Raw genomic sequence first — 9,824 nt, forward strand, 5'->3', positions numbered from 1 at the left:
GGATGCCCAAGTCTGCAGCGCGCTCTGCGAGGTGACGCGACGTGCGCGAATAGCGGCGGACATCGATGATGATGAGGCACCGGTCGCCCGGATCTTCAAGGAGCACATCGGCGAAATGACCCGAGGCGCTGTCGATCAATTCCACGCCGGGGCGCACGTACTGGAGATTGTGCGCAAGCATCGCTGCGACGCCCCGCTCGGTCTGGAAGCCGACGACCTGCACCCGCTTGCTGCGCGCGATGAGTGCCACGGTATCCGACCACACCTTGTGCTGGCTGCGCTCGTATACGGCGACAAGCAGCTCAATCTCGCGTTCCAGCGTGCGGCGGCGCTTGTCGCTGTCGGTGAAATCGGAGAGGAAATCCTGAAACGCCTGCCCGGCGAGCCACGGCAGGTGCGCGGACATGCGCAGGTGCTCCTTGAGCTCGCGGAAATGCTTGAAGCCAAGCATTCGGCAGAACCGGCCGACTGTTACCGCGCTGACATCGAGCCGCTGCGCGATCGACGCCGCCGTTTCGAACGGGATCATCTCGCGATTGTTGAGCAGGAACAGCGCGATCTGGCGCTCCGCAGCCGTGTAACCCGCGTTTTCCGCTTCGAGCCGCGCAAACAGGTCGCTCATCTCATTCTCGCTCTGCAGAGCCATCATCACATTGATAGGCAGGGTGAGGGAAAGGGGAAAGCGCCAACGCAGGGATTTCGCGCGCTACAATCTCATGCGAACACGTCCAGCATATGATCGACGATGGGCGCTGGTCCGAACCGCAGCGGATCGCAGGCGGGGAGGCCGAGTTCCGCTTCGGCTGCGCGGATCGCGGCGCGCGCTTCGTCTTCGCCGAGAAGCGAGGTGTTGAGGCTGATTCCGATACCGCGCGCCTTCGGGTTGGTGAGCCGCGCCGCAGCAACGTGCGCGGCGAGCGCATCGGTGAGCGAAGGGCAGGCATAGTCGCCCTCATAGCCCTGCAGCTCACGCCGCCCCGCCTCGTGGCAGATGACGAGCGCGTCGGGCTGGCTGCCGTGGACGAGGCCGAGCGTGACGCCCGCAAAGGCGGGGTGCAGGAGCGCGCCCTGTCCTTCGATGACGTGCCAGTGATCGGGCGCCGCGTCAGGGGAGAGCCATTCCGCCGCGCCTGAGATGAAGTCGGCGACGACAGAGTCGATCGCGATCCCGCGTCCGGTGATCATGATGCCGGTCTGGCCGGTGGGGCAGAAAGTGGAGGGCACGCCGCGCCGCTGAAGCTCGCGATCGATGGCGAGCGCGGTGTACTTCTTGCCGACCGCGCAGTCCGTGCCGACCATCAGCAGGCGGTGGCCGGTGCGCTTCTTGCCCGTGCCGGTCTTGAACGTCTGCTGCGGGCGGCGGAGGTCGTGCAGTGTTCGTCCGTGTGCCTGCGCGGCTTTCGAAATTTCCGGGTGATCGACGAGACGCTGGTGCAGGCCGGCCGCGACATCGAGACCCGCCGCCAGCGCGGCCGTGATGTGCGGCACCCATTCGGGGGCAATGTAGCCGCCATCATTGGCGATGCCGATCACCAGCGTGCGCACGCCCTTCGCGGCGGCATCGGCGAACGTCATGTCGGGCAGGCCGAGATCGACCGGGCAGCCTTCCATGCGATATTGGCCCGCGCAGTCTCCCGCGCGCCATTCGGCGAGGCCTGAAGCGGTCTTGGCCCAGCCGATATCGGGGGCTGTACCCAGAAAAAGCAGAAACGGTGGTTGCATGGGTTTCGGTTTCCGGTTGGAGGTTCAGTCGGCCCGGCGGATCGCCTGGCCGGGTAGGGCGCCGGTCGGCTTTCCGGCCTCGACGACAGCGACGCCGTTCACCCATACGGTGCGGATTCCGGCGGGGAGGGCGGTGGGATTTTCGATCGTCGCGCGGTCGGCGACGGTGGCGGGATCGAACAGCACGAGATCGGCGGCCTGCCCAACGGCGATGCGGCCGCGATCGCCGATGCCCATGTGATCGGCGGCAAGCCCGCTCATCTTGTGGACGGCCTCTTCAAGCTTCAGCCGGCCGGTCTCGCGCACCATCCATGCGAGCACGCGCGGGAAGGCGCCTGCGCCGCGTGGGTGTGCATCCTCGATGCCGCCGTCCGAGCAGATGTTGCTGTGCGGCCAGGCGATGAGCGCGGCGACATCGTCATCCGCCATCGAGCGGCCCATCACCCCGTTCGACATGCCCTTCGCTTCCGCCTCGACGATGAGGTCGAGATAGGCGCGTGCCGGGGGCACGCCGCGCAGCGCGGCAACCTCGGCAACGGTCTTGCCGACATAGGCCGGGTTCGCGGGATATTCGGTGAGACGCAAATCCTCGGGCCGCGCCATGTGCGCGAGCGCGAATTCGGCCGCGGCGAGATCGGTGAAATCGCGGCTGGGCAACAGCACTTCGAGGTTCGATTGCCAGTAGGTGTAGGGGTAGACATCCGCCGTCACGTCGATGCCTGCGCGGCGCGCGGCGTCAAGCTTCGCGAGGAGGGGCGCGGTTTCGCCCCAGCGGTCGACGATTGCGATCTTGAAGTGCGAGATTTGCACGGGAAGACGCGCGGTGCGGCCGATCTCCAGAAGCTCGTCGATCGCGGCGTCGAGACGCGTGTCCTCGCTGCGCATGTGGCTGATGTAGCGTCCGCCGTGGCGCGCGGTGGCACGGGCGAGTGCGATCACCTCGGACGGGTCCGAATAGATGCCCGGATCGTATTCAAGCCCGGTTGAAAGGCCGAGCGCGCCCGCGCGCATGTTTTCCTCGACGAGCGCCGCCATGCGCTCGACCTCGGCGGGGGTTGCCGTGCGCTTGTAGTCCGTGCCCATCACGGCGGCGCGGACGCTGTTGTGGCCGATGTACGTGGCGACGTTCACGGCGACGGGCCGCGCTTCGCGCTTCGCGAACAGGCCCGCGACGGGCAAAGGCCCGCCGCCATCCTGCCCGGCGATGATCGTCGTGATGCCCTGCGCTGCCGCCGCGAGCGCGTCTGGGTGAGCGTCGAGGCCGGCGCCGTGGTGGCTATGCGTATCGATGAAGCCGGGTGCGAGCACGAGACCGCTGCCGTCGATGACGGCAACGCCCTTGCCGCGCGCGTGCTTGCCGACGGCGGAGATGCGGCCGTCTTCGACGTGCACGTCGGCCTTGCGCGCCGGCCCGCCGGTGCCGTCGACGACAGTGGCGCCAATGATGACGAAGCTCTCCGCGGCAGCCGCTGTCGCCCAAAACGCGATTGCCGGAACGAGTGCGGCACGCAGCACTGATCGAATCATGAGGGCTCTCCCCTGCGGGCGATGTTGGAAAATCACCCGAATCTCGTCATTGTTATCTTTCTGACATTGCTGACGAGATCGCGCAACCTGCGATTACATCCAGCCGGAGAAGCGCGGCCAATGTGCGGTGACCTTGCCGCTGTGGTCGGCAAGCAGATAGGCGGGATGCTGCGCGGCAGTGGCACAGGCATGATTTGGCAGGACGCGCAGCCGGGTGCCGATCGGATAGGCGGAAAGGTCGAGCGGCTCACCGTCGCGGCGCCCGACGAGGCCGTGCTCCTGATTGGCACCGGTGACGACGAGATCGCCGATGATCGTGCCGCCCACATCGCAGACGAGCCCGTAACCCTGGTCGACGCGCTGAACTGCCGTGCCCCGATCGCGCGACATCGCCATCCAGCCTGCATCGATGACGAGGCGCCCTTGCGCCTTCTGGTAGCCGATTACCGTCGCCAGCACCGAAAGCGCGATCTCCTCCGGCCGGCAGACACCGATCCCCGCCATCACCAGATCCTGAAAGACGTAGACCCCGGCGCGCACTTCGGTAATCCCGTCCAGCGCCCGTGCGAACAGGGCGGTCGGCGTCGACCCCATGCTGACGACCGGGCAAGGAAGTCCCGCCGCCCGCAGCCTCTCCGCGGCGCGCACAAGGCCGGCGCGCTCGAGCTCCGCATGGGCGGCAATCGCATCTGCGCCCTCGCAGCTATAGCTTTCGCCCGCGTGGGTCAGCACGCCGCCGAGCAGACCTGCATCTGCCAGCGTGCGCCCGATCACGAGGAGTTCATCCGCCTCCGGCGCAACGCCTGAACGATGGCCATCGCAGTCCACCTCGATCAGCACGGTGATACCGCTGTGGCCGGCGATCGCATCGGCGATCGCGTGCGCGACATCGGCCTCGTCGAGAATGATCTGCATACGGACGCCCGCATCCGCCAGCGCGCGGACAGTATCCAGCTTCGAGGGAACGATGCCGACCGCGTAGAGGATATCGCGGAAGCCCGCCTCCGCGAACATGCGTGCTTCCATGAGCGTCGACACGGTGATGGGCCCGGTGCCATCAAAGATCGCACGAAGCACATCCGGCGATTTGGCCGTTTTGACATGCGGGCGGAAGACGACGTCGAAGCGCGCGAGATGGCCATCCATCCGGGAAATGTTGGCGGTGAGGCGGGCCTCATCGAGAACCAACGCAGGCGTCGGTGCCTCCAGCAATGTTTGCGGAACAGATGTCATAGCGTCCCTGTGTGCCATTTTCCGATTAGAGGTTCTATTGTCACACAGAAATCGCACAGGCGCATCACGATGTTGCGCCTCTAACGCGCGCCGGTTTTGATGCACCGGTCGCCGGCATCCGCAAGTGCGCGGCCGATCAGTTGACGAGAGGCAGGGGGCCGCGCTCGACGTGCGAACACCCGGCGCACCGAAGCGTTTTCGGAACCATGCGATGCGGACGTCGCGGCGCGCTCCTCGGCGAAATGCCAAGCAAGTGTGACTGCCCGGGCAGGCAGCCTACCATTCTTTCTATTTCAAGCGATGGGTATCAATCGGGTTCCGGAAGAAGGGCAACGACCGTCACGCCCGGCGTGCGGCAAGCTCCGGCGCTCGTTTCAACCTCAAGCATTCGCGCGGGGCATGTTTTCGCCTGTACGATTTGGCCCGCCCGTTATTCGGATACGCTGGTTTTCCGACGTCGGGGCGGGCCATGGCAGAACGGGCGATCGGCGGGCTCCGCCAGGTCAGTTCGCACCGAAGGGGATACGCACGGTCGCCCCGTACGTGGCCGGCGGAGCGTAGATCGAAGTCACGCCCAGGATACCCAGGTTGAGTGCATAGGCCCGATACTGCTTGTCGAACACATTGCGTCCCCAGGCGGTGATCGAGATTCCCGTGCGATCGTGACGATAGGTCAACGACGCATTGGTGACGTTGTAGCTCTTTTGCAGCGAACCCTTTCCGTTGGTCACTTCAAGGAACTGATCATCATACCATACGCCATCGATCTGCGCGGCGAGATTGCCGGCCGCAACATCGACATTGTACCGCAGCAGATAGTTGAAGCTGTACTTGGGAGCGTTTGGAAATTCCGCATCGCTTATGGCGGTCTGCGGGTAGGTGCAGGTGAATACGTCGCTGTTGTTGACGCAATATTGCGAGTCTGGTGCGCCCGGGAATATCGCCGGCGCGAACTGCTGTACCGTACCCGGAATGCTGTCCACCTTCGAAGTCTGCCATGTCGCTCCGACCACAGCATCGAAGTTTTTGGATGGTGACCAGAAGGCTTCCAGCTCAGCGCCGGTCGAGCGGGCATCGCTGTTGAACACCTGCGGTACGCCGCCCGCCAGTGAGAAGGCCTGATAATCGTCGTACATATAATGGAAGATCGTGCCGTTGAGGCGGAGGCTGCGATCGATCAGGCTGGTCTTGAAACCGCCTTCGAGACTGTTCAGCGTCTCAGGGCGGTGACGGAAGCTTTGGGCAGCAATGTTCGACGAGAGTGACCAGTTGCCGCCCTTGATGCCGCGGTTCCATGAAGCGAACAGCAGGGTATCGGGATTGACCTGATAATTGAGCGACACGCGCGCAGCCCAGTCGCCATATTTCTCGCGATTGACGCCTGGAGCCACTGCGGCCAGATCCTGATCGGTGAACAGGATCTTCGGGTCTGGCTGGGCGGCAAAAGTCGGGTCGCTCAGCACATTGGTGTAGTCGATCGACTTGTTGTCCTTCGAGTAGCGTCCTCCCAGCGTCAGCGAAAGCTGATCGGTCAACTCCAGGTCGCCCTGGGCAAAGAGCGACCAGTTCTTGGAACTGATGTTGTAGAGCTGGTCGACGGTCGGCAATGAAAAGCCGCCATTTCCGGCTAGGGCGAGATCGGTGATCGGTGCGCCGGTCACCGCGTGATTACCCTTGTACTTCATGTCGAGATAATAAGCGCCGACTTGCCATTTCAGCATGTCCGTGTCGCCGCTCAGCCGGACTTCCTGGGAGAACTGGCTGAAATCCACGCCGCTATCGACATTGACGATAACCAGCGGCAGCGCGTCGCCGTCTTCGGCGTAGAGCTTGTCCATCTCCAAATAGTTGGTGATGACAGTCAGCTCGACGTTCCCCAGCGTCCAGTCAAGCTGGCCTTGATAGCTGTTCATGACGCGGTCAAGCCTGCCAGGCCGTTCACCGAAATGCTCATAAGGCGACGCTGGGCTGCCTGTAACTCCGTTGAGCACGCCGTTGGTCGCGTCGCTCAGCCCTGCGGCGTTGGTGTCGCAAAAGCCATTGGGCAGGAAATTGCAATTCTCGAAGACGTAACCGCCCGTGGCAACGTGGTTGTCCTCCGAATGCTTGTACCAGAGATTCAGCGTGGCGTCGGGCGAGAGGTCGGCCTGGATGTTCAGGCGCGCTGCCCAGCCATTTTTGCCGCCGAGGTCCTGACCGCTTCCGGGAATAATTCCAAGGCCAAGAGCAGTCGCATCGGTATCGCGCGACTTGATGTAGCCATCGGCTTTCTGGACGCGGGCAGCGGCGCGGAAACGGACGCCCTCGAGCAGCGGCCCGCCGACCGCGGCTTCAAGCGAGCGGTCGTTGAACCGGCCATATTCCGCCTGCACATAGCCGTTGAAATCGTCCCTGCTGGCGTCTTCGCTCAGATAGTGGATAAGGCCGCCGGTCGCGTTACGGCCGAAGAGCGTCCCCTGGGGCCCACGCAGCACCTCGACACGTTTGATGTCGAACAACTGGCCCGAGAGGGCGTTCATAGAACCGATATAGGCGTTGTCCTGATAGACCGCGACCGGCGCTTCCAGATTGTCCGTGAAGTTGCTTTGCGAAATGCCACGCAGGCTGAAAATGGTCAGATTCGGGGACCACGCATTGACTCTCAGCGCCGGAATTTGCTGAGTGATCTGCGTTGTTTCAGTGATACCCAGACGACTGATCTGTTCGCCGGAAAATGCGCTGACGGAGACCGGAACCCGCTGCAGGCTTTCGTTGCGCTTGGTGGCCGTTACGATGATTTCGCCAGCCAAGCCTTCATCTGCTTTTTCAGATGCAACGTCCTGAGCGGCAGCCACCGCCGGAATGGTCAAAGCTGTGCACGCAATGAGAAGAGATGCGCGCCGAGCGCAAATGGCATTTAGCATACTGATTTTCCCCCAATTCCCCGCTGAACTATCCCTCAGTCCGGCAGTGTTCTGCCTGAACTTCCATTGCAATGTATCTCACGGTTTACAGACAATGGCAATATGGGTTGATTGTTGCAAAAAAGGAACAGAAATTTCATGCGGAGAGGCGAGAGATATTTTCACTCCAGTGGTTCGCGGAACGCATCTAACAAATTGAAGATAATTATATTTTTATCTCAAGAAGGTGGATATAATTAGTAACAATCAATGTTTTTTGGCGATATTGTTAACATAAAATAATTCTCGTACATATAGCGGGGGGTGCTGATTCGCCCCGGATGGAGGGGCCGTATGTCCAAAATTTCAACGGCAGCCGAGGGGACGCTGCCAAACGTCGCTTCGATCGACCGGCCCGGTGCTGCAGAACTGGTGGGCCGAGCCAAAGCCCTGATCCCGGTTTTGCGCGAACGCGAAGCCGATGCGATCAGAAACCGGCAGGTGCCCATTGAAACGATCCAGGCATTTCGAGAATCGGGCTTTTTCCGGATCCTGCAGCCCGCCCGCTACGGTGGCTTCGAGATGTCCCCGGCTGTCTATTGCGAGATCGCCAAAACCCTCGCCGAAGGATGCATGGGAAGCGCCTGGGTCTATGGCGTCATTGCAGTCCATAACTGGCAGCTTGCGCTGTTCGATCCGCAAGCAGCCGAGGATGTGTGGGCCAACGACAATTCGGTTCTTATCAGTTCATCCTACATGCCGACCGGCAAGGCCGCCAAGGTCGATGGCGGCTATCGCTTGAGCGGACGCTGGGCGTTTTCCAGCGGGTCTGAACACTGCCAATGGGTCATTCTGGGCGGCAACATGGTTGCCGAAGATGGCGATGGCGTGCCGGAGCCTTACAATTTTCTTGTCCCGCGCAGCGACTATCAGATCCTGGATACCTGGCATGTGATGGGGCTTTGCCCCACCGGTAGCAATGACATCGTGGTGGAGGATGCGTTCGTGCCCGCGCATCGCGTTATTCGGGAAAGGGACATGTTCAATCTTTCATGTCCCGGGCATGTCCAGAACACGGGCGCGCTGTATCGAATTCCCTTCGCGCAGCTTTTCAATCGCACCGTCTCGACGACCTCGCTCGGCTCATTGCGCCGTGCCCTTGATGTATTCGTCGAAGCCACACGGCAGAAGCGAGCCACCTACACCGGGGCGCGACTGGCGGCTGATACCACTATCCAGGAAGCCGTGGCTGATGTCACGCTGACGCTCACCGATCTTGAACTGCGGCTGGCCAGCGACTTGGCCGAGTTGGAGAGCCGCGCACGCAGCGGAGACTGGCCGATCGAGCGGCGCGCACAGCTGGGTCATCACACGACCTCGATGGTTTCTCGCTGTGTCGAGGCGATCGACAAGCTGATGCTGTTTTCCGGCGGGAAGGCGATTTACTTGGGCAATGTCGTTCAGAGGGCATTTCTGGACATTCATTGCGCGCGCGCCCACGTGGCCAACAACCCTTATCCCTATGCGCGCAATCTGGGTGGCATGACCTTCGGGTTCGAGAACGATTGCCTGGACCTTTGATTGCCGGGCCGCGGATCGGCGTCGCGCTGGCGGAGGCGGCAGCCCTGTCTGTGGCCCGTTTCAGATTGCCGAGGCAAGGCCCAAAATCGAATCCCGGCCTGTTCCGGCATGGTGCTGCATTTCGCTGCGGACGAAATCGACAAAGGCCCGGACCTTGGAAAGCGCAAAGTTCCCTCGCGGGAAGATGATGTGCAGCGCTATGCTCTCGTTGACGATGTCTTCGAGCAGGGGCTCAAGCCGTTTGGCGTTGATATCGTGCTCGACCAGAAAGCGGGGAAGGTAGCTCACGCCCAGGCCCTCGAGCGTGGCCTCGCGGGCCATGCGTACCGAGTTGCTGGTAAGCGGGCCGCGGTTCACAGCAACGGTGACATCATCGGACAAGCGCCATTCGCCAACCTTGGAAAGGTGCGTTTCCACAATGCACGTATGTTCCTTCAGATCGTGAGGCGTGGAAGGCCAGCCCGCGCGCGCGAGATAGTCCGGCGCTGCGACCAGGACCATGGGATAATTACGCAATTGCACCGACTCAAGGCTCGCATCGAACGGGTCCCCCATCCAGAACGCGACATCGAAACGGCCCTTGAGCATGTCAACCTTGCTGTCCGACAGGTTGAGGAACAGGCGCACGTCCGGATAGGCCTTCAGAAACCGGGGAATTATGGCGGTCAGCTCAAAGAGCGAGGAGACAACCGGTGCGTTAACCTTCAGCTCGCCGCGAGGCTTGGAAATCATGCCGGTGATGATCTGGTTTGCTTCGTTCACTTCATCGACGATGCGGGCGCAGCGCGCATACATTTCCCGCCCCGCGGGAGTCAGCGTGACCGAGCGTGTCGTGCGATCCAGCAGGCGGACGCCGATACTCTGCTCCAGCTTCGCGAT

General features: G+C 62.2%; 7 protein-coding genes. 1 reads left to right on the top strand and 6 read right to left on the bottom strand.

The window, feature by feature from the left end; translation table 11 throughout:
• From H2052_RS17495 to H2052_RS17515, 5 genes are all read right to left on the bottom strand, one after another.
• Positions 1-622: MurR/RpiR family transcriptional regulator (locus H2052_RS17495; RefSeq protein WP_293784757.1), on the bottom strand; the 622-nt coding region annotated here is incomplete at its 3' end.
• 92 nt (positions 623-714) lie between these two features.
• Entirely contained in the window at positions 715-1,722 is a 1,008-nt protein-coding gene (locus H2052_RS17500; protein ID WP_293784760.1) for a DUF1611 domain-containing protein, read from the bottom strand.
• A gap of 24 nt (positions 1,723-1,746) precedes the next feature.
• Positions 1,747-3,249 carry a D-aminoacylase gene (locus H2052_RS17505; RefSeq protein ID WP_293784763.1) on the bottom strand — a complete coding sequence of 501 codons (1,503 nt, stop codon included), beginning with the start codon at positions 3,247-3,249 and terminating at the stop codon, positions 1,747-1,749.
• A 93-nt stretch (positions 3,250-3,342) separates the two neighbouring features.
• Positions 3,343-4,482, bottom strand: coding sequence for an alanine racemase (locus H2052_RS17510; protein ID WP_293784766.1), 1,140 nt, complete (start codon positions 4,480-4,482; stop codon positions 3,343-3,345).
• A gap of 503 nt (positions 4,483-4,985) precedes the next feature.
• Positions 4,986-7,385, bottom strand: a complete 2,400-nt coding sequence (locus tag H2052_RS17515) for a TonB-dependent receptor (protein ID WP_293784769.1) — start codon at positions 7,383-7,385, stop codon at positions 4,986-4,988.
• Between the two features lie 333 nt (positions 7,386-7,718).
• Between H2052_RS17515 and H2052_RS17520 the strand changes: the two genes are divergently transcribed.
• On the top strand, positions 7,719-8,945 hold the full coding sequence (locus tag H2052_RS17520; RefSeq protein WP_293784772.1) for an acyl-CoA dehydrogenase family protein: 1,227 nt from the start codon (positions 7,719-7,721) through the stop codon (positions 8,943-8,945).
• Between the two features lie 60 nt (positions 8,946-9,005).
• Here the strand turns inward: H2052_RS17520 and H2052_RS17525 are convergent.
• Positions 9,006-9,824, bottom strand: an 819-nt coding sequence (locus H2052_RS17525; RefSeq protein ID WP_293784775.1) for a LysR family transcriptional regulator, incomplete at its 5' end; no start/stop codon positions are given.

The organism is Sphingosinicella sp. (assembly GCF_013911755.1).
Classification (GTDB): Bacteria; Pseudomonadota; Alphaproteobacteria; order Sphingomonadales; family Sphingomonadaceae; genus Sphingosinicella.

Bases quoted from the DNA above. Each gene is read 5' to 3' on its own strand.
- H2052_RS17520 (WP_293784772.1), top strand. From the start codon at position 7,719: ATGTCCAAAATTTCAACGGCAGCCGAGGGGACGCTGCCAAACGTCGCT.
- H2052_RS17500 (WP_293784760.1), bottom strand. From the start codon at position 1,722: ATGCAACCACCGTTTCTGCTTTTTCTGGGTACAGCCCCCGATATCGGC.
- H2052_RS17510 (WP_293784766.1), bottom strand. From the start codon at position 4,482: ATGACATCTGTTCCGCAAACATTGCTGGAGGCACCGACGCCTGCGTTG.
- H2052_RS17515 (WP_293784769.1), bottom strand. From the start codon at position 7,385: ATGCTAAATGCCATTTGCGCTCGGCGCGCATCTCTTCTCATTGCGTGC.
- H2052_RS17505 (WP_293784763.1), bottom strand. From the start codon at position 3,249: ATGATTCGATCAGTGCTGCGTGCCGCACTCGTTCCGGCAATCGCGTTT.